This window comes from uncultured Rossellomorea sp. (assembly GCF_947488365.1).
In the GTDB taxonomy this organism is placed as follows: Bacteria; Bacillota; Bacilli; order Bacillales; family Bacillaceae_B; genus Rossellomorea.
Window position 1 is genome coordinate 280,515 of record NZ_CANKZT010000003.1, and the last position, 17,880, is coordinate 298,394.

Below are 17,880 nucleotides of genomic sequence, written 5' to 3' on the forward strand. Positions count from 1 at the left end.
AAATATCACGCGAAATTCACCAGTCAAAATATTCGCCCACCACACACATCCGTCACAATTATTTTCACTAAAAAGGGTAATCCCCCATCGTTTTAGGGTAAAAATAGAAAGATGATTACAAATGTGGAGGAGAGCCAATTGAGTAGACAGGATGTATATGATTGTATCGGTATTGGGATTGGTCCATACAATTTAAGTTTGGCGGCGTTGATGGAGGAGAAGACGGATTTGAAGGTGAAGTTTTTTGATCAGACACCTGAGTTTCAGTGGCATCCGGGGATGTTGATCAATCTGACGGATCTGCAGGTTCCATTTATTGCGGATTTGGTGACGTTTGCGAATCCACAAAGCCGGTACAGTTATTTGAATTACTTACATACGCATAATCGTTTATATAAATTTTTCTTTTTTCAAAAGTTTGAAATGCCCAGGCAGGAGTACAATGATTATGCCCGCTGGGTGGTGAGTCAGCTAAGCTGCTGTCAATTTCATAGTGAAGTGATCGGGGTCACGGATCAGGGCGACTGCTATAAGGTTGTGATCGATAATCGGTTGACCGACGAGCGTGAGATCTATTATGCGAAGCATGTGGTGATGGGGACGGGAAGTAAGCCGTTGATTTTAGACGGGATGGATGGTCTGCCGGATGTGGACGTACATCATACGAGTAAGTATCTGTTCCATAAAAACACAACAATGGAAGGTTCCGCGATTACAATTGTTGGATCCGGTCAAAGTGCAGCCGAGGTGTTCTTTGATTTATTGAAGGAGCAGGAAAATCATTCATATCAGCTTACATGGCTGACCCGTTCAGAAGGAATATTGCAGCTCGAGTCGTCGAAGCTTGGACAGGAATTCTTTGCCCCTGACTATGTGGATTATTTTCATGGGCTGACGTATGAGAAGCGTGTGGAGGCATTAGAAACGTTGGATCAGCTGCGGAATGGGATTGATCCCGATACCCTCAATAATATTTACAACATCCTTTATAATCATTCGGTCAGTGATCACTCACCGGACATTATGATTCAGCCTTTAACGGAAGTGAGTAAGATCCGGAAAGAGGAGGATCAGTACGTTCTGAATTGCCGTCAATGGCAGGAAGAGCGTGATTTTTCATATCAGACGGATAAAGTGATATTGGCGACGGGTTATAAGCCGAATATTCCTGATTGGTTTTTTGAGGAGTTCGAGGACAAAATCGTTTGGGAGGATGAGAAGAAGTATAAAGTCTCCCGAAATTATAAGCTGGAATTCAAAGAGAACAGAGACCGGGATCATCACTTCTATACGGTGACGAGCCTGGAGCATTCTCACGGTGCAGGGGCAACGAACTTAGGGTTGGCTGTGGACCGTAATATTCAAATCATCAATGATATCGTGGGTGAAGAAGTGTATGAAGTGCAGAGGAACACGATTTTTTCTCAATTCACGATGGATAAATAAGGGTGTTGTGTTTGAATGTATGCACAAAGGGTAAAGTACATGTGTGGTAAAAAACAAACGATAACTAGGAGTGTTTCAATTTTATGGCTAAAATAGCAACGTTAATCACAGACATGTTTGAAGACGTAGAATTTACAGATCCTGAAAAAGCGTTTAAAGAAGCAGGTCACGAAGTTGTGACGATTGAAAAAGAAAAAGGGAAATCAGTGAAAGGGAAGCAGGGCGATGCAACGGTGAAAATTGATGAAAGCATCGATGACGTTAATCCTGCAGACTTTGATGCCCTATTATTACCAGGGGGATTCTCTCCTGATCAGCTGCGTGCAGATGACCGTTTCGTGAAATTTACGAAGCATTTCATGGATGAGAAAAAACCGGTATTCGCCATATGTCATGGTCCACAATTATTGATTACGGCAAAAGCACTGGAAGGACGCAAAGCGACTGGCTTCAAGTCCATCAAGGTTGATATGGAATATGCAGGTGTGACGTACGAGGATAAAGAAGTTGTCGTATGCGGGAACCAGCTTGTGACAAGCAGGACACCGGATGATATTCCGGCATTCAACCGTGAATCACTGGCGCTTCTTTCTAGTAAGTAGGACAAGTAAATGAAAGGGGACATTCCCCAAGGTATTTTGTACCTTTGAGGGAATGTCCCCTTTTTACATATCATTTTCGCAGGTTACCCATTTCTTCAATGATCGCAGTCATTTCACTCGGGCTGAATCTGTCCTTGCGATCGACCATTACGTAAAGGTCGTGAAGATCTTCATACATTTCTTCATTGAAGTCTTCAGGCTTTACGGCTCCGGCATTGACAATTTTTAATTTTTCTTTAATGGCAGTGACCATGAATTCGATATTTTCCGTTGTATTTTGTGATAAATCCATATGGAATCGTCCTTTCTGACGTGCATTCATTATATTTATCTTTCCATGATTCCTTGAACCTGTCAACATAACTTCCACCCGAGAAGGATTTTTTTCTGAGAATGTTTTACACTATTAAGGAATGGGAAATGAGTAGGTAAGTTAAAACGTTAGGAGAGGCACGTTCATGGTATCTGTGTTATTTGTATGTTTGGGAAATATTTGCCGGTCCCCTATGGCGGAGGCGATATTCAGGTCAAAGGTTAAAGAAGGGAATCTGGATGGCGTGATTGAGGTTGACTCTGCAGGCACGGGAGATTGGCATGTCGGGAAGAAACCTCATGAAGGAACTTTAGCCATTCTTAGAGAAAATAATATAAAGAGTGATGGCTTGCTCGCGCGACAATTCCATGGTGAAGATAAGAAATATGATTACATCGTGGCCATGGACGCTTCGAATGAACAAAATATGAAGAAGATTCTTGATCGTGATCATCACGGAAAGGTGTTCAAGCTCCTGGACCTGGTGGAAGAAAGCCGGGAGAAAGATGTTCCCGATCCGTACTTCACGGGGAATTTTCAAGAAGTGTATGATCTAGTGGAGTCCGGCTGCAGCCTATTATTAGAAAAAATAAAAAAAGACAATCATTTGAAGGAGGGTAATACATATGGGAAGCAATAAATTTTTCAAAGGGGTTCTGTTAGGTGCCGTGGCAGGAGGGCTGCTTTCCCTCTTGGATAGAACGACCCGTCAGGAAATGGGTACATCTTTAAAGAACAGTGGGAATTATATTTCAACATACTCAAAAAATCCTCAAAGACTGGTCGAGTCATCGAAGGAAGTGTATGAGAAATTACGTACGACAGCTGATCAGGTCAGCAGGGATATTCAATTCATCAGTGAAAAGGTAGATGAAATCAAAGGGATGACTCCACAGGTGAAAGAAATCATCGAGGAAACAAAAGAAACCTTTGAAGACTCTTCAGAAACCTATAAAGATACGTTTTCAGATAGGGAAACATCAAATGAACTAACAACTCAGGATGAAGAAAATCAACCGATTGCTTCATCATTCAAGGGATATTAATTAAACGAGGTGAGAACATGTCGGATGAGACGGTCAAAGGAGGATGGAAAGGATTTTCTAAAAGTCTTTTCTCAAATATTAGTGCGAATGATGTAACGGGCCTGGCCGCACAAATTGCCTATTACTTTCTTTTATCGCTCTTTCCACTGCTGATTTTTATCGTAACACTCTTGCCATACCTTCCTGTCGAGCAGGGGGACATACTGGGTCTGGTCAGGGATTTTGCACCAGGGGAAACGATGTCCATGATCGAGGAAACGCTACAGGACATCATGTCGAACCGGAATTCCGGTTTACTGTCTGTCAGTATCATCGCCACGATATGGTCGGCATCCAATGGGATGAATGCCATCGTGAAAAGTTTAAATCGTGCTTATGATGTAGAGGAAACAAGATCATTCATTGCGACCCGTCTCATGTCTATTCTATTGACACTAGCCATGATTCTCGTATTTGTCATAGCTCTTTTACTTCCGGTGTTCGGGAAACAGATCGGTCTTTTATTATTTTCTCAATTCGGATTTTCAGAGCAATTTTTAACGGTATGGAACGGGATTCGCTGGGCGATCAGTCCCATCATCCTGTTTATTATTTTCGTAGGGTTGTATTTCTTTGCTCCAAGTAAACGGATCAAATGCTTAAGCGCGTTCCCCGGGGCGATCTTTGCGACGCTTGGCTGGGTACTCGCATCCTTGGCATTTTCTTATTACGTAGGAAGCTTCGGAAATTATTCGGCCACATACGGCAGCATCGGAGGGATCATCGTCCTCATGATCTGGTTCTACTTAACGGGAATCATCATCATGATCGGCGGAGAAATCAATGCACTGGTCACGATTAAAGACAAAGATTCATGTTAAAATAGGGGAAAGACTCCCCGGACATAGTACAGGTCAAAGTAGGGGAAGATTCTATTAAACGTGACGTTTAGTAGGTCTTCTTTTTTTATGTATATAAGAAAGAGAGGTGGTCCCCTTGTTGATAGCTGCGATGGTGGAGAGGCTTGGTATCATTGTGACGATTGCTTTTATTATGACCAGGATCAGCTTCTTCCGTCATCTTATTGAACAACGAACCCATGTGAAGAAAACCCAGACTTTTTTGCTCATATTGCTATTTGGTTTCTTCGGGATCGTTGGTACATATACAGGATTGATCGTGAATCCGTTTCAAGAGGAATATACAAAATGGCAGTGGCATCTTCAGCAGAATGAAGCGATTGCCAATTCAAGGGTGATCGGTGTCGTGGTCGCCGGGTTACTGGGTGGTCCATGGATCGGACTAGGAGCTGGATTGGTCGCTGGGGTCCACCGGTATTTTCTTGGAGGATTCACGGCATTCTCGTGCGGGATCTCGACGGTGTTAGCTGGATTACTGGCGGGGTGGATCGGGAAGCGGGAAAAGAAGAACAGGCTTGTTTCCCCTCAAAAAGCGTTTTTGGTTGGCTTTGTCGCAGAAGGGATGCAGATGCTTCTCATTCTTCTATTATCGAAGCCGTTTGATGATGCGTATTTACTCGTTTCCGATATCGGATGGCCGATGATCCTTGCAAATGGAGTCGGAACCGGGATTTTCCTGCTGATCATTAAAAGCGTTTTTTATGAAGAAGAGCGGATGGGAGCGGCTCAATCCCAGAAAGCACTGCGATTGGCAGATAGCACGGTGAAATATATGCGAAAAGGATTGAATGCCGCCTCTGCACAGGCAACGTGTGAGATCCTGATGAGAGATGTGAACGCGCTGGCAGTTTCCATCACGAACACTTCCCACATCCTCGCTCATGTAGGTCTTGCCTCGGATCACCATCAACAAGGGCGCCCGATTCAAACCGAAGCCACGAAACGGGTCATCGAAACGGGAGAGCTCATGAAGGTGGGAAGAGAGGATATTCAATGTGACCGGAATGGATGCCCATTGGGAGCCGCGATCATGGCGCCTCTTTTAAAAGGGGGAGAAATTGTCGGGACGCTTAAATTCTATTTTCATTCGGAAAAAGAAATATCGCCGATCCTGATGGAATTAACGAAGGGGATCGCGACCCTGCTTAGCCATCAGTTGGAGCTTGCTGAAATCGATACCCATAAAGAGCTTGCGAAAGAGTCAGAAGTAAAGGCGCTGCAGGCACAGATCAATCCGCATTTCTTATTCAATACCATCAATGTCATCGTATCGTTGACGAGGATCAATCCCGATAAGGCGAGGACCCTTCTGATTTCACTATCTCAATTTGTCCGTCAGAACCTGACAGGAAGCACGAAATCCACCTCGACCCTTAAAGAAGAAGGACAGCATGTAAAGGCCTATCTCGCCATTGAAGAAGCACGATTTTTTGACCGGCTGGAAGTGGTGTATGAGATTGACGAAGATGCTCTGCAGGCGAAAGTCCCTTCGATAACCCTTCAGCCTCTTGTTGAAAATGCGATCAAGCACGGGATGAAGAATGTTGAAGAAGGATTTGTGCTCAAGATCTTGATTGCGCTTAATGGTGATGAGGTGACTGTCCGTGTTGAGGATAACGGCGCGGGGATTGATGAAGAGAGACTGGAGAAGCTTTTGCTTGAGCCTGTGGAATCACAGTCCGGTACAGGTATCGGACTCTATAACGTGAACAAACGATTGGAAATGATGATGGGGAAAGAAGCAGGTCTATCGATCACTTCATCAATAGGAAATGGAACCACCGTTGAATTTACGGTAAGGAGTGATAAAGAATGAAAGTCGCCATTATTGATGACGAACCATATAGCCGGGAGGAAATGAAGCATCTATTAAGCGGTTATTCATGGGTGGAAGTAGTCGGAGAAGCAAGCTCTGCCGAAAAGGGATTGGAAATCATTTTAACAAAAGAACCTGATGTCCTATTCCTTGATATTGAAATGCCGGGCATGAGCGGGGTCGACTTAGCAGAAGCCCTGCAAAAAATGAAGCACAAACCGGAAATCGTCTTTGCCACTGCGTATCCGGATTATGCCCTTAAAGCGTTCCGGGTTGAGGCCGTTGACTACTTATTGAAACCATTTGAAGAAGATCAGCTCGGGCAAACGATGGATCGGTTGAAGAATCTTTTGAAAGTGGGAGTGAAAGAGCAAAGCGAGAGTCCGTCGATGGGGAAACTGGCGGTTCAGGATGAAGACAAAATTGTATTCATCAGCCCGAAAGACATTCTATATATCTTCCGTGAAGAGCGGGAAACCTTTATTTGTACGGAGAGGAAGAAGTATACGTGCCGCTTGCCGATCAAGGAATTGGAATCGAAGCTCAGTACATATCCATTTTTCCGGGTTCATAAAAGCTACCTCGTTCAGCTGCCCTTCGTGGAGGAGCTCATCCCGTGGGGGAGCGGTGTGTATCAGCTGAAGGTTCATGGAGCGGAAGAAGCAATTCCAGTGAGCCGGAATTATGTGAAAGAATTGAGGGAGCGGTTGGAGTTGTAGGTGGGGGTGTTTTTTTGAGAGTTTGGTTTGTACCAGGTGCAATTGATGTTGTTTGTAATGGGTACAGGTTAATGGACTTGTACCAGGTACATATACGGTTTATTGTACCAGGTACAAATATGGCTTTTGGTACCTGGTACAAATCAAGCATCTGGTGCCAGGCACCAAACCCGTCATCAGTGCCAGGCACCAAACCATCTAATAGTGCCAGGCACCCATCATTTCCACCATGCACATTAACCCCCGCTCAGAACATCTCAACCCTGATTTACGACATCTTGAACAGAATGTGACAAAACTGTGAATTTGATTGCTATAATGAAAGCGTATTCACAAATGAACGAAAGGGGATCATAAGCATGGTCACATTTCTGGTCTCGATTGTTGTATTAATTATCGGTTATTTCACATATGGAAAATTAATTGAAAAGATTTTTGGAATTAATGAAAGTCGTTCGACTCCTGCTTATGCGAAGGCGGATGGAGTGGATTATGTACCAATGAAGACGGGTAAGAACTCTATGATCCAGCTGTTGAATATCGCGGGTGTAGGACCCATTTTCGGTCCGATCATGGGAGCACTTTATGGACCGGTCGCTTTCCTTTGGATCGTACTCGGTGCGATTTTTGCCGGAGCGGTGCATGATTACTTAACGGGGATGATTTCGATCCGTAACGGTGGAGCTCATTTACCGGAGCTTGCAGGAAGATTTCTAGGCAAAACGATGAAGCATGTGGTGAACGCATTCTCGATTTTATTACTCGTGCTGGTGGGAACGGTTTTCGTTACAGCACCTGCAGCACTGATCGCGAATCTGACGCCGGCTTGGATTTCACTTGGTGTCATTATCGCCGCAATCTTTATTTATTATATTGTCGCAACCCTATTACCGATTGATAAAATCATCGGTAAGGTTTACCCGCTTTTCGGAGCACTGCTTGTAGTGAGTGCGGTTGGGATCGGTGCAGGATTAGTGATTACAGGGGCGGATATCCCTGAGATCAGCTTAACGAATATGCATCCTGATTCAGTTGCTATTTTCCCATTATTATTCTTAACAATTTCTTGTGGGGCACTATCAGGGTTCCATGCCACACAATCACCAATCATTTCAAGAACCACGCAAAATGAAAAGAACGGACGCAAAATTTTCTACGGTATGATGATTTTAGAAGCGATCATTGCGATGATCTGGGCAGCAGCTGCCATGAGTTTATTCCAGCCTGGTGAACTGAATGCCATCCTGAAAGAAGGCGGACCTGCAGCGGTTGTAAGTGAAGTATCGATCCTTATGCTTGGATCAATCGGTGGAACACTCGCCATCCTTGGAGTAATCATTCTTCCGATCACGTCTGGTGATACATCATTCAGAAGTGCGCGTATGATCATTGCCGATTATATCAAAGTAGGACAAGTGAAAATCTCGAGCAGACTTTGGATTGCGATTCCATTGTTCGTGATCTCAGTCGTATTGACCCGAATTGATTTTAATCTATTATGGAGATATTTCTCCTGGGCGAACCAATCGACAGCAATGATTGCTCTTTGGGTAGGTGCCATGTATCTGGCCCTTCAAAAGAAACCGCACTGGGTCGCAACGATTCCAGCGATCTTCATGACAATGGTGACATTCACTTATATCCTGAATGCACCAATCGGTTTCGGTTTATCCATGGGTACAGCCTATATGGGAGCAACAGTCGTAACCATCGCCGCAATCTTAGCTTTTATTTACACATTAAGAAAGCGCTTAAACGATGGATCTGTCATTCAAGTCGACGAAGACGTTCCTCAATCAGCAGCTTGATTAGAAAAGAGAGTTTTCCGGTAATTACCGGGGAACTCTTTTCTTTTTTTGCACAAAATAAGAATGGTTCAAAAACCACAAGTTTTCTTGATGACGACTACTTATTAGGAGTGATTCAGCATGACAAAGAAAACGAAAAAAGACGGCGGCACAAAGCAAAACGGCAAGCACAAGCCGAAACAGAAAACATCCGGTTCTGCAAACGGACAGAATGGATATCACTAGATAATGACGGCCAATCCTTAACGGGTTGGCTTTTTAATTTGGAACTCGAGATGTTTTCTGATGGAGGATGTATTATAATAGGAGTAGTTTCAAAAATTTAGTTGTCTCAAAAGGAGATCCCATTATGTCTAATAATGATCAGCAAATACAGCCAGAAAAGAAAAAAATCAGTCTGCAGGAAGCAATGAAGCAGCAGCTGGCAAAGAAAAAGGAAGCACAAGCCGGTGGAAAACAATCAACAGGCGGTTTAGCGTCGAATCAACGCATGCAAAGCCAACAAACGAAGAAGCCCAGCAATACTCGCCGTAAGATGGGGAGCTAATGGGGAAGAGCGCTCGGGAATTGGGGAGTGCTCTTTTTTTATTGTGCTGGTGTTGTTGCTGGGTGTCGGTTGAGCGATGAATGACAGCAGGCACTAGGGAACTCGACGACTTCGTGAACTGATCATCATATCACTTTAATGTGAATATTCCATTTACTTCCTCCCTCAATCATGCTATCATAATAAAAATTTCAATTAAATGCCATGAAGAGAAGAGTAGATATCCTGAAATCTTTAACAGAGAGCTCCGGCAGCTGAAAAGGAGCAAGAGGGACGGTATTGAATCAAGACTCTGAGCAGCGCATCGGAACCAGGCAATGGGGATGGTGTGACGGGAGCTCCCGTTATCGGGCTAGGGTATAAGCCTGTTGGCCGTACCCGAAAAGGTTAGTATGGCGACATATTAACGAACTGGGGTGGCACCGCGATATCGAATCTCGCCCCCAAGATCAACGTCTTGGGGGTGGGATTTTTTTTGTTTTTCTAGACATATCGCGGGGAGGAATAACCAATGAGGAAGTGGAAGTATCCTTTATTGCTGCTGGCAGGCATCGGGATTTCGAATGTAGGAGGGTGGATTTATTTAATCTCCCTAAATTTGATTGTTTTAGACGAGTGGGGATCACCTCTGGCAGTGGTGATTTTATATGTCTTGAAGCCTGTGGCGGCCATTTTGACAAATGGCTGGGCGGGAAGCTTGATTGACCGGGTCAACAAGCGGAATCTGATGGCGGGTCTTGATTTTTTCAGAGGGGTGTTGATTGCGGCATTGCCTTTTCTTTCGTCCAATTGGTGGGTGTATGCGGTTGTGTTGATCATCAATATGGGAAGCGCCATGTTTTATCCGGCGTCCATGGCGTACATCACGACCATCATTCCCCGGGGTAATAGACAGCGATTCAATGCTATCAGGGGGCTGATCGGATCGGGTGCGTTTCTTATTGGACCTGGAATTGCCGGACTGATGTTCATGATGGGGACACCTACGTTTGCCCTTTATATGAATGCATTGGCCCTCTTTTTATCAGGAGTGATCACCCTGTTTCTACCGAAGCTTGAGGATGGAATCCCAGTTGATACAGGTGATACCAAATGGGAAGTCATCAAAGAGGATTGGCGGATGGTGTGGAGGTTCAGCCGGCGCGCTACTTATGTGATGGTTCTTTACGTCTTGTTCAGCATTCTGCTTGTGATGACGGCAGCCATCGATTCCCTTGAGGCCGCATTTTCTAAAGAGGTATTGCAGCTTTCGAACAGTACGTATGGATATCTTGTAAGCGTTGCAGGTGGTGGATTTGTATTGGGGTCGATCCTGAACGCGTCCCTTTCCCATAAGCTCCATCACATGCATCTGATGGGATTTGGTTCTCTGCTCGTTTCCGGAGGATATCTGATTTATTCTTTCTCAGAAGGTTTCTTATTAGCGGCGATTGGGTTTGCTGTTTTATCATTTGCCCTGGCCTTTGCGACGACAGGGTTTGAAACCTTTTATCAAGAACATATTCCCGCTGTGATCATGGGGCGGGTAGGCAGTATTTATGGATTGCTGGAAGGGGTATTGGTCATCCTTTCCACGGTGCTTATTGGAGTGGGAGCCGAGTTGGTGTCGATTCGATTTGTTGTGATTGCGGGTTCGATGATCATGCTTGGGGTTACAGTGATTTTGTATATTAGCTCTACCAGGAATTATTGGGAAAAACAGTTAAGACGTAATTCTGAATGTTATAATAAATAAAAAAGGCACAAAGGGGGTCAGTGGATGAAGATGACGGCTGATCAATACTGGGACCGGTGGGAAGAGTTGATGGGCCAGGAAGAAGCAAGTTATGAGAAATGGAACGATTTAGAGGATCTGTTGTCCATTGCTCAGAAAGAAAAGGACCTCTATAAGGAGTTTTGCTGCCGGTTCGGGATCATGAGGACCGTCAACTATCTTGGGGAGTATGAGGAATTATTCGATCATTTCGAGTGGTGCAACGGCTTCTTTTTAGATAATGAAGAGAGCCTGCAGGATTGGGTGGAAAGCCTCTTTTGGATCTATAAATGGATGGCGGAGCATCTGGTGAAGATGCCCGGCATTGACACGGAACTGTTAGATGCCTTTTTCAGTGACTTTCAAGAAGCGTATGACCGTTATGGCTACAGTCTAGGCCCCTTTTACCAGCATCAGCATAAACGTGCGTTGAAAACAGGGAATGTAGAGGAAGCGGAAGAGTATTATCAAAAGTGGATGACAGCGGAAAGAGACTCGCTTTCAGACTGTGAAGCCTGTGAATATCAGACACAGCTTGAGTATTTTTATTTTACCGGGGAAAAGGAAAAAGCCCGCCCCATTGAAATGCTTTTATTATCAAAAGAAGTGACATGTGGTGAAATTCCCCACTTGACCTATAGTAAGCTGCTCTTGCCTTATCTTGAAGATGGTCGGGTGGAGGAAGCCTCGCGCTATCAGTCAGAAGGATACTTTTTCATCTATGATAAGCCACACTTTTTAGTCGAAGCTTCCGAACATATCCGGTTTCTTGCTTTAACGGAACCTGTCAGGGGAATTAAAGTATTGGAGCGTCACATCGAGTATGCGGATAGCGGGAAGGATCCTTACGGGTTGTTTTACTTTTATATGAGTGCGATTGTTCTTCACCGTAAGCTTGTGGAAGCCGGTCATCGTCCGGGATTTGCCATTGATGTGATGAGTGAAATTGCGAAAGAGATCGCCGGAGATTTTGATGAGAGGAATGGGAATGATTTCTTTAGTCGGGAGATGGAGAGAATTTATTCTTTGTAACAAATATTGACACCCCCATCAAATCTATATATAATCATCTAAAATATGTGAAACATTGCCGAGGATCAGTAAAGGGATCTTGTCTTTATAGAGAGGGAGCGTTTTGGTGAAAAGCTCCTATAGATGAACCTTTGAACCTGCCTCTAAGTTCTGTATCGAATGAAGATATCAGCGGTCCGAAACCGTTATCATGGAATGAGTGTAAAGCTTTGCTTTGAATCAGGGTGGTACCGCCAGAAATGGTCCCTGATGAGAAGCAGGGCTTTTTTTGTTTTATGGGTGTCGATCAGGCGATTCGCTGATAAATCCGGTATTTCGCTGATAAAATGAAAATTTCGCTGATAAAATGAAAATTTCGCTGATAACTAAACCAATCCAATTAAAAATAAGAGGTGCTTTCAAATGGCAAAAGAATTTGTAAAAGATGTTACGGGCATGAATGAGGATTTTGCCCAATGGTATACGGATGTCGTGACGAAGGCGGAGCTGATCGATTACTCAAGCGTCCGCGGGTCGATGATCATCAGACCTTACGGGTACGCCCTGTGGGAAAATATCAAAGATGCCCTTGATGCGAAAATAAAAGAAACAGGGCATGAAAATGTGTATATGCCACTTTTCATACCTGAAAGCCTCCTGCAACGGGAGAAGGATCATATCGAAGGCTTCGCGCCTGAAGTGGCATGGGTGACCCATGGAGGGGAAGAGGAGCTGGCGGAACGATTATGTGTACGTCCGACTTCCGAGGTATTGTTCGGAGAGCACTATAAAAACATTATCCATTCCTACCGTGATCTGCCTAAGCTTTATAACCAGTGGGCCAATGTGGTCCGCTGGGAAAAGACGACCCGTCCTTTCCTGAGAACATTGGAATTCCTCTGGCAGGAGGGACATACGTGTCATGAAACGGACCAGGAGGCACATGATGAAACGGTGAAAATGCTTGAGGTGTATGCGGAGCTTTGTGAAGAGCTGCTGGCGATCCCGGTCATCAAGGGGCAGAAAACGGAAAAAGAAAAGTTTGCCGGTGCGAAGTATACGTATACGATCGAGAGCCTGATGCATGACGGGAAGGCTTTGCAATCAGGAACGTCCCACCATTTAGGTGATGGATTTGCGAAAGAATTCGGCATTCAATTCACGGACCGTGATGGAAAGCTTCAGCATGTGCAGCAAACGTCCTGGGGATTCACGACCCGCATCATCGGTGCGATGATCATGGTTCACGGGGATGACCGGGGGCTGGTGGTTCCTCCACGAATCGCACCGACTCAACTGATGATCGTGCCGATTGCCCAGCACAAGGAAGGCGTCCTTGATTTTGCCTATAATCTAAAAGGTCAGCTTGCTTCCATCGCCCGCGTTGACATCGATGCGAGTGATAAGAAGCCGGGCTGGAAGTTTAATGAATATGAAATGAAGGGAATCCCACTTCGCCTGGAGGTCGGTCCACGGGACATCGAGAACGGGCAGGTGATTTTAGCAAGACGAGATACGGGTGAGAAGATCACGGTTGTCATGGAAGAGCTGGAGGGGAAAGTCACAGAACTTCTAGAGGACATTCAACACAATCTTTTAGAAAAAGCGAGAGCTCACCGTGAAGAAAAAACCACGGTAGCGAAAACCTTTGAAGAATTCAAAACGACGGTGAACGAGAAAGGTGGATTCGTCAAAGCCATGTGGTGTGGAGACCGCGCCTGCGAAGACAAGATCAAAGAAGAAACGAGTGCTACATCACGATGTATGCCATTTGAGCAGGTGCAGGTGTCCGATACGTGTGTGTGCTGTGAAAAAGGTGCGAAACACCTAGTATATTGGGCAAAAGCGTACTAAGAGACAAAAGACTGGTTCTTCCGTCCTTTTTCTTACAAAAGTCGTCTTTTTATCGTGTTTGATTAATAAACATAGGTAAAGGAGGCGTCGATTATATGGATTTTGAACTCATCATCGTTTTGTTTATGGTATTCGTGGTAATCAGCCTTTGGGTCGTGCATACCAAGCTCAACCGGATCACCGAGCATGTGCAGCAAATGGATGAAGAATACTTATCCGATGAGCAAATCGAGAGGGAATTAGAGGAAGAATGGAATAATGATAAGTAATGACTAAGGCGTTTCTCCTCAGAGGAACGCCTTCCGTTTTTATGAAAAAAAACTACCAATCTAAATGGCCGGTTGATACTATTAAACGTATGAGGGGTGAGGGAAGTGGGGGCTTTTGTCATCATTTTGGTCCTAGTGCTATCGCTATGGTCTATAACAGTCACCATTGAGAAGCAAACAAGCAGACTGGTAGAAAGCCAGCGTGAGCAGATCGAATGGCTAAAGAAGATACAATCAAAATTAGAAGAAAAATGACTTATATAAACGAAAGGGAGGGGCAAAGATGAAATATAAGGACTTAATCATCGAAACACCCCGATTGGTCATCAGACCCTTTGTAAACCGGGATTACAAAAACTGGTTAAGGGAACACCTGAACAGGCTCCCATCCCAGCATAAATATGATGTTGGCTATCAGGACATGAGTGAGTGCACGGAGTTCTGGTTCAGGGAGATGCTTCTGAAGCATGATGAAATGATCGATCGGGACCAGGTCTATATTCTGGGGATCTTTCTGAAAGAAGGTGGCGCGAATATTGGGACCATCGACTTCTCCACTCTGATGCGGTACAACTTTAACTGGGGAAGGGTCGGTTACACGGTACATAATCGTTACTGGAACCGGGGCTACGGGAAAGAAGCTGTGAAGGCAGCCCTTCAGCTGGCTTTTGTCAAATTGAATTACCACAGGATCGAGGCCCATATCAATCTCGATAACGCGCCATCGATCAGCCTTGCAGAAGGTGTCGGCATGCAGTATGAGTGCACGCGGAAAGGATTCATTTATGAGTTTGGGAAGTGGACGGATAATCTGGTGTATTATGTGAATGCCGGTGAATCATAAAAAAACGATGAGAGCTCATGAGCCCTCATCGTTTTTTTATTATAATCCTTCGATGGTCAGTTCTTTCACTGGCAGGAATTCTTCCCCTGTATCCATGTACTTCACGTTCACCTTGTCATTTTCCTTCAGGTAGATCGCAAGTAAGCTGTTTTCGGAGGAGACGATATAGTTGTTGCTGTTGTCGAGTAAGAATGATACGACTGTGGAGTCGCCTGTCTTTTCTTTATAGACCCGGACGACTGTACCATTTGTCTGTTTCTCCTCGGCTTTTGAGCTGCCGTCAACGCTCCCGCCTCCTCGTTGAAGGGCGGTTTTGTATTGCTTCAATGCCTGGTTTGGTGTGCCCGCATAGGCTGATATTTCCGGGTTGGCTGCCGAGACGATGAAGTAGTTTTGTAAGAAACCATTCGCATCGAGCACCGGGGTCAGCCAGCTTGCTTCTCCGTAGAAGTTATAGAGCACCGGCATTTCGCCGTCCCATTTTTTCTCGATGAATTTCTTCTGGATGATCTGTAGGGCTCCTTGTGAATCCATGTAGGATTCTTCAAGATTTCCTGTGTAGAATGTCGCTTCTCCCGTTCTTGAGTTCGTCAGGGAGTAACCGAGCATGGAATCGACACCTTCTTTTGGCGAGGTGAAATCGGTGAAGTAGTACATGTCACCATTTTCGTCAAAAATAGGGCTCACATTGGCTTCGGTCCCTTCATCTGAAGGAAGCTTGACGTCTGATTTACCGAAGCGGCTGTTCCAGAATCCTTGAACGTAGTTACCGAAATAACTGTTTTGGAGGCTGACGGTTTCCGGTGAAATCGCGCCGTCAATGAAATCCGGTACGTCATCGATTTTGTATGACTTGGTATCACCGGATTTTGGATCTACCATGACGATTCCTTTCGCTTCAAATCCATTTCGTGCAGAAATGAACTCACCGTACGTTCGAATATAGAATGGCTTTCCTTCGTCATCGACCTCAAGCTGAACATCACCATTGAAGATCTGCTTCGGATAGTTCAAGCGGATGTGTCGCTCGATCTTTTTATTAAAGAAGGCAGATGGTGTGTAGACCATTTCCTCTTTAATGAATTTAGGGTTTGCTGATGAATCGGTGGCACTTAGCGTGAAGTAACCAGGTGTTTCATCCCCCTTGAACCATTTAAAGAATCCGGAGAATTCAACCGGTGCAATGTAGACGTACTCGCCATTGACCTTTTGAATCTGCAGTCGTCCAAGCTCATAGTAACTCGTATTCGGAACCTGACCGAATGCTTTCTTCATTTTGTTACGGGCGAATTGTGGAGGGACGCTTGCCGGCGTTTCCTTCTCATCGAACGCTTCGATTTCCGTTTTTACGTCCATTTTCGCTGATTCAAATTTCTGATCTGCGTTGAAGACAAAGGCAGTCAGGAAGTAAGCCCCGATGAGGAGACTTCCAAGGAACAATGCGCCCTTCACCATTCGTTCGGTCCCGGTTGCAAGTGTGACGCCGAATCCTGCAGCTACGATGAGCAAGATCCACATGCTCGTAAAGTTCTGATCAAGATTCGTCATGTAATAGAAGACGAATACAATGATCGTCGTGATCAGGAGAGTGGCTCCGGACAGTGCTGCAAATGACGGATACCCCTCTTTTTTATTCTGCTTTTTCATGATTGCCATCGGTACGACGAGTAAGGCCATGACCAATCCGACAATGACTGAAAATAGTAATATATTTCCCATAGTGTTCCCCTTTCAAGTGCTTCTGTTTATAGTGTATATACGGATGAGGGGGTGGGGAGGTTTCAATTGTTTTTAGGAGCGTTGACTGAGTGTTCGATTGGGTGGATCGATCGTCCGATCATGGCTATATATCCAACCTAAGCATCATTCGGTATAATAAAAGAAAGCAACCATTCAGGAGGAGTCTATGGATATATTTGATATTGCGAGGATTGCGGGGGTGTCTCGGAAGACGGTACAGCGTGTATTGAACAATTCGGATCAGGTACGAGCGGAGACCAGGGAACGCATTCTGCAGATTATGGAGGAGAATCACTATCAGCCCAATGTGTCAGCGAGAAGGCTGGTGAAAAAAAAGACGCACACGATCGGCCTTTTTATCATTCAAGATCCTTCGAAGCATCGTATATATTCGGATGACCTATTTTACAGTGTGGTGATCGGGGCCATGATCAATGCCTGCTCAGAGCGGGGCTATAATATGCTGGTGACTATGACGGATCTGAATGATTCCTCCCCGGTTTTAAAACTTTACCGTGAAAAGAGCATCGATGCGGGGATCATCATCAGTTGGAGCAACGTCCAATCAATCGTGGATCAAATTTCCGCAGCGGGCTTCTTGGTGGGGGTCTTTGATCAAAACAACGTGTCAAGGTGGACACCTGAGATCCCGATGCCCGTATTACAAAACGAGGTGAGTGCACTGGGGGCGACCAATCATTTCATTGAGCTTGGTCATGAGGCGATCGGGATCATTACGGGTGATGAAGATAATCCTGCAGCAATGGCGCGTTTGAGAGGCTATCAAATAGCGATGCAAACAGCAGGGCTTCCCGTGCAAACGGATTACATATATAAAGGTAAGTTCATCGAGGAGTCAGGACGGGATGCCGTCAATCATTGGATCGGGCGGGGGACTCTTCCTTCAGCTATCGTTTGTTCGAATGATCATATTGCATTCGGTGCCCTCAAGGCGTTAAAAAAAGCCGGCAAAAATGTCCCTGACGATGTGTCTCTCATTGGCTTTGATAATCTATTGCTTACGGAATATACGTCTCCCGCATTAACGACCATGCATGTACCTAGAGTTGAGATGGCGGTGGCTCTGGTGGAGCAGCTGATTCATAGAATCGAGGAGATTCCCTATGAAAAGATGAGTCCATTTCAAGCTGCACTCGTCAAACGAGCTTCCTGTCGTCAAAAAGATTAAGAAGAGAAAATGCTGTATTCCCAA

18 protein-coding genes and 2 other annotated features are annotated in these 17,880 nt (G+C 45.0%); of the genes, 16 read left to right on the top strand and 2 right to left on the bottom strand.

Annotated elements, in window-relative coordinates:
• Positions 1 to 138: 138 nt before the first annotated feature.
• Both Q1B03_RS12600 and Q1B03_RS12605 read left to right on the top strand, forming a co-directional pair.
• Positions 139 to 1,446, top strand: coding sequence for a lysine N(6)-hydroxylase/L-ornithine N(5)-oxygenase family protein (locus Q1B03_RS12600; RefSeq protein WP_299741629.1), 1,308 nt, complete (start codon positions 139 to 141; stop codon positions 1,444 to 1,446).
• Between the two features lie 83 nt (positions 1,447 to 1,529).
• Positions 1,530 to 2,048: a type 1 glutamine amidotransferase domain-containing protein gene (locus tag Q1B03_RS12605; RefSeq protein WP_299741630.1), complete on the top strand. Its 519-nt coding sequence runs from the start codon at positions 1,530 to 1,532 to the stop codon at positions 2,046 to 2,048.
• A gap of 70 nt (positions 2,049 to 2,118) precedes the next feature.
• On the opposite strand, the gene Q1B03_RS12610 is transcribed toward Q1B03_RS12605, so the two are convergent.
• Positions 2,119 to 2,340 carry a DUF1128 domain-containing protein gene (locus tag Q1B03_RS12610; protein ID WP_044338940.1) on the bottom strand — a complete coding sequence of 74 codons (222 nt, stop codon included), beginning with the start codon at positions 2,338 to 2,340 and terminating at the stop codon, positions 2,119 to 2,121.
• A gap of 166 nt (positions 2,341 to 2,506) precedes the next feature.
• Here Q1B03_RS12610 and Q1B03_RS12615 point away from each other — a divergent pair, with 166 nt between their 5' ends.
• From Q1B03_RS12615 to Q1B03_RS12675, 13 genes are all read left to right on the top strand, one after another.
• Positions 2,507 to 3,001: a low molecular weight protein-tyrosine-phosphatase gene (locus Q1B03_RS12615; protein ID WP_299741638.1), complete on the top strand. Its 495-nt coding sequence runs from the start codon at positions 2,507 to 2,509 to the stop codon at positions 2,999 to 3,001.
• Complete coding sequence (locus Q1B03_RS12620; RefSeq protein WP_299741639.1) at positions 2,988 to 3,407, top strand: hypothetical protein; 420 nt, start codon at positions 2,988 to 2,990, stop codon at positions 3,405 to 3,407. The genes Q1B03_RS12615 and Q1B03_RS12620 overlap by 14 nt, the downstream gene beginning before the upstream one ends.
• 17 nt (positions 3,408 to 3,424) lie before the next feature.
• Positions 3,425 to 4,267, top strand: a complete 843-nt coding sequence (locus Q1B03_RS12625) for a YihY/virulence factor BrkB family protein (RefSeq protein ID WP_148967403.1) — start codon at positions 3,425 to 3,427, stop codon at positions 4,265 to 4,267.
• A 106-nt stretch (positions 4,268 to 4,373) separates the two neighbouring features.
• A complete protein-coding gene (locus Q1B03_RS12630; protein WP_341357357.1) occupies positions 4,374 to 6,122 on the top strand; it encodes a sensor histidine kinase in 1,749 nt (582 codons plus the stop codon).
• Positions 6,119 to 6,841 (top strand): LytTR family DNA-binding domain-containing protein, encoded by a 723-nt coding sequence (locus Q1B03_RS12635; protein ID WP_299741644.1) that lies wholly within the window; start codon positions 6,119 to 6,121, stop codon positions 6,839 to 6,841. Before Q1B03_RS12630 ends, Q1B03_RS12635 begins: the two co-directional genes overlap by 4 nt.
• A gap of 359 nt (positions 6,842 to 7,200) precedes the next feature.
• Positions 7,201 to 8,649 carry a carbon starvation protein A gene (locus tag Q1B03_RS12640; protein ID WP_299741645.1) on the top strand — a complete coding sequence of 483 codons (1,449 nt, stop codon included), beginning with the start codon at positions 7,201 to 7,203 and terminating at the stop codon, positions 8,647 to 8,649.
• Between the two features lie 349 nt (positions 8,650 to 8,998).
• Positions 8,999 to 9,196: a hypothetical protein gene (locus Q1B03_RS12645; RefSeq protein WP_299741647.1), complete on the top strand. Its 198-nt coding sequence runs from the start codon at positions 8,999 to 9,001 to the stop codon at positions 9,194 to 9,196.
• Between the two features lie 195 nt (positions 9,197 to 9,391).
• Positions 9,392 to 9,644 (top strand) — a binding site (T-box leader).
• A gap of 63 nt (positions 9,645 to 9,707) precedes the next feature.
• Positions 9,708 to 10,931, top strand: coding sequence for an MFS transporter (locus tag Q1B03_RS12650; RefSeq protein ID WP_299741649.1), 1,224 nt, complete (start codon positions 9,708 to 9,710; stop codon positions 10,929 to 10,931).
• A gap of 24 nt (positions 10,932 to 10,955) precedes the next feature.
• Positions 10,956 to 11,981 carry a hypothetical protein gene (locus tag Q1B03_RS12655; protein ID WP_299741650.1) on the top strand — a complete coding sequence of 342 codons (1,026 nt, stop codon included), beginning with the start codon at positions 10,956 to 10,958 and terminating at the stop codon, positions 11,979 to 11,981.
• Positions 11,982 to 12,027: 46 nt separating this feature from the next.
• Positions 12,028 to 12,232, top strand: a binding site (T-box leader).
• Positions 12,233 to 12,383: 151 nt separating this feature from the next.
• Positions 12,384 to 13,814, top strand: coding sequence for a proline--tRNA ligase (proS, locus tag Q1B03_RS12660; protein ID WP_299741652.1), 1,431 nt, complete (start codon positions 12,384 to 12,386; stop codon positions 13,812 to 13,814).
• 95 nt (positions 13,815 to 13,909) lie between these two features.
• Positions 13,910 to 14,083 (top strand): hypothetical protein, encoded by a 174-nt coding sequence (locus Q1B03_RS12665; protein WP_299741654.1) that lies wholly within the window; start codon positions 13,910 to 13,912, stop codon positions 14,081 to 14,083.
• 105 nt (positions 14,084 to 14,188) lie between these two features.
• Entirely contained in the window at positions 14,189 to 14,338 is a 150-nt protein-coding gene (locus Q1B03_RS12670; RefSeq protein ID WP_299741656.1) for a hypothetical protein, read from the top strand.
• A gap of 28 nt (positions 14,339 to 14,366) precedes the next feature.
• Entirely contained in the window at positions 14,367 to 14,927 is a 561-nt protein-coding gene (locus tag Q1B03_RS12675) for a GNAT family N-acetyltransferase (protein ID WP_299741657.1), read from the top strand.
• A 39-nt stretch (positions 14,928 to 14,966) separates the two neighbouring features.
• On the opposite strand, the gene Q1B03_RS12680 is transcribed toward Q1B03_RS12675, so the two are convergent.
• On the bottom strand, positions 14,967 to 16,646 hold the full coding sequence (locus tag Q1B03_RS12680) for a hypothetical protein (RefSeq protein WP_299741659.1): 1,680 nt from the start codon (positions 16,644 to 16,646) through the stop codon (positions 14,967 to 14,969).
• 187 nt (positions 16,647 to 16,833) lie between these two features.
• Between Q1B03_RS12680 and Q1B03_RS12685 the strand changes: the two genes are divergently transcribed.
• Positions 16,834 to 17,856 carry a LacI family DNA-binding transcriptional regulator gene (locus Q1B03_RS12685; protein ID WP_299741661.1) on the top strand — a complete coding sequence of 341 codons (1,023 nt, stop codon included), beginning with the start codon at positions 16,834 to 16,836 and terminating at the stop codon, positions 17,854 to 17,856.
• The last annotated feature ends 24 nt before the right edge of the window (positions 17,857 to 17,880 follow it).

Bases quoted from the DNA above. Each gene is read 5' to 3' on its own strand.
- Q1B03_RS12605 (WP_299741630.1), top strand. From the start codon at position 1,530: ATGGCTAAAATAGCAACGTTAATCACAGACATGTTTGAAGACGTAGAA.
- Q1B03_RS12610 (WP_044338940.1), bottom strand. From the start codon at position 2,340: ATGGATTTATCACAAAATACAACGGAAAATATCGAATTCATGGTCACT.
- Q1B03_RS12615 (WP_299741638.1), top strand. From the start codon at position 2,507: ATGGTATCTGTGTTATTTGTATGTTTGGGAAATATTTGCCGGTCCCCT.
- Q1B03_RS12620 (WP_299741639.1), top strand. From the start codon at position 2,988: ATGGGAAGCAATAAATTTTTCAAAGGGGTTCTGTTAGGTGCCGTGGCA.
- Q1B03_RS12625 (WP_148967403.1), top strand. From the start codon at position 3,425: ATGTCGGATGAGACGGTCAAAGGAGGATGGAAAGGATTTTCTAAAAGT.
- Q1B03_RS12635 (WP_299741644.1), top strand. From the start codon at position 6,119: ATGAAAGTCGCCATTATTGATGACGAACCATATAGCCGGGAGGAAATG.
- Q1B03_RS12640 (WP_299741645.1), top strand. From the start codon at position 7,201: ATGGTCACATTTCTGGTCTCGATTGTTGTATTAATTATCGGTTATTTC.
- Q1B03_RS12645 (WP_299741647.1), top strand. From the start codon at position 8,999: ATGTCTAATAATGATCAGCAAATACAGCCAGAAAAGAAAAAAATCAGT.
- Q1B03_RS12650 (WP_299741649.1), top strand. From the start codon at position 9,708: ATGAGGAAGTGGAAGTATCCTTTATTGCTGCTGGCAGGCATCGGGATT.
- Q1B03_RS12655 (WP_299741650.1), top strand. From the start codon at position 10,956: ATGAAGATGACGGCTGATCAATACTGGGACCGGTGGGAAGAGTTGATG.
- proS (WP_299741652.1), top strand. From the start codon at position 12,384: ATGGCAAAAGAATTTGTAAAAGATGTTACGGGCATGAATGAGGATTTT.
- Q1B03_RS12665 (WP_299741654.1), top strand. From the start codon at position 13,910: ATGGATTTTGAACTCATCATCGTTTTGTTTATGGTATTCGTGGTAATC.
- Q1B03_RS12675 (WP_299741657.1), top strand. From the start codon at position 14,367: ATGAAATATAAGGACTTAATCATCGAAACACCCCGATTGGTCATCAGA.
- Q1B03_RS12680 (WP_299741659.1), bottom strand. From the start codon at position 16,646: ATGGGAAATATATTACTATTTTCAGTCATTGTCGGATTGGTCATGGCC.
- Q1B03_RS12685 (WP_299741661.1), top strand. From the start codon at position 16,834: ATGGATATATTTGATATTGCGAGGATTGCGGGGGTGTCTCGGAAGACG.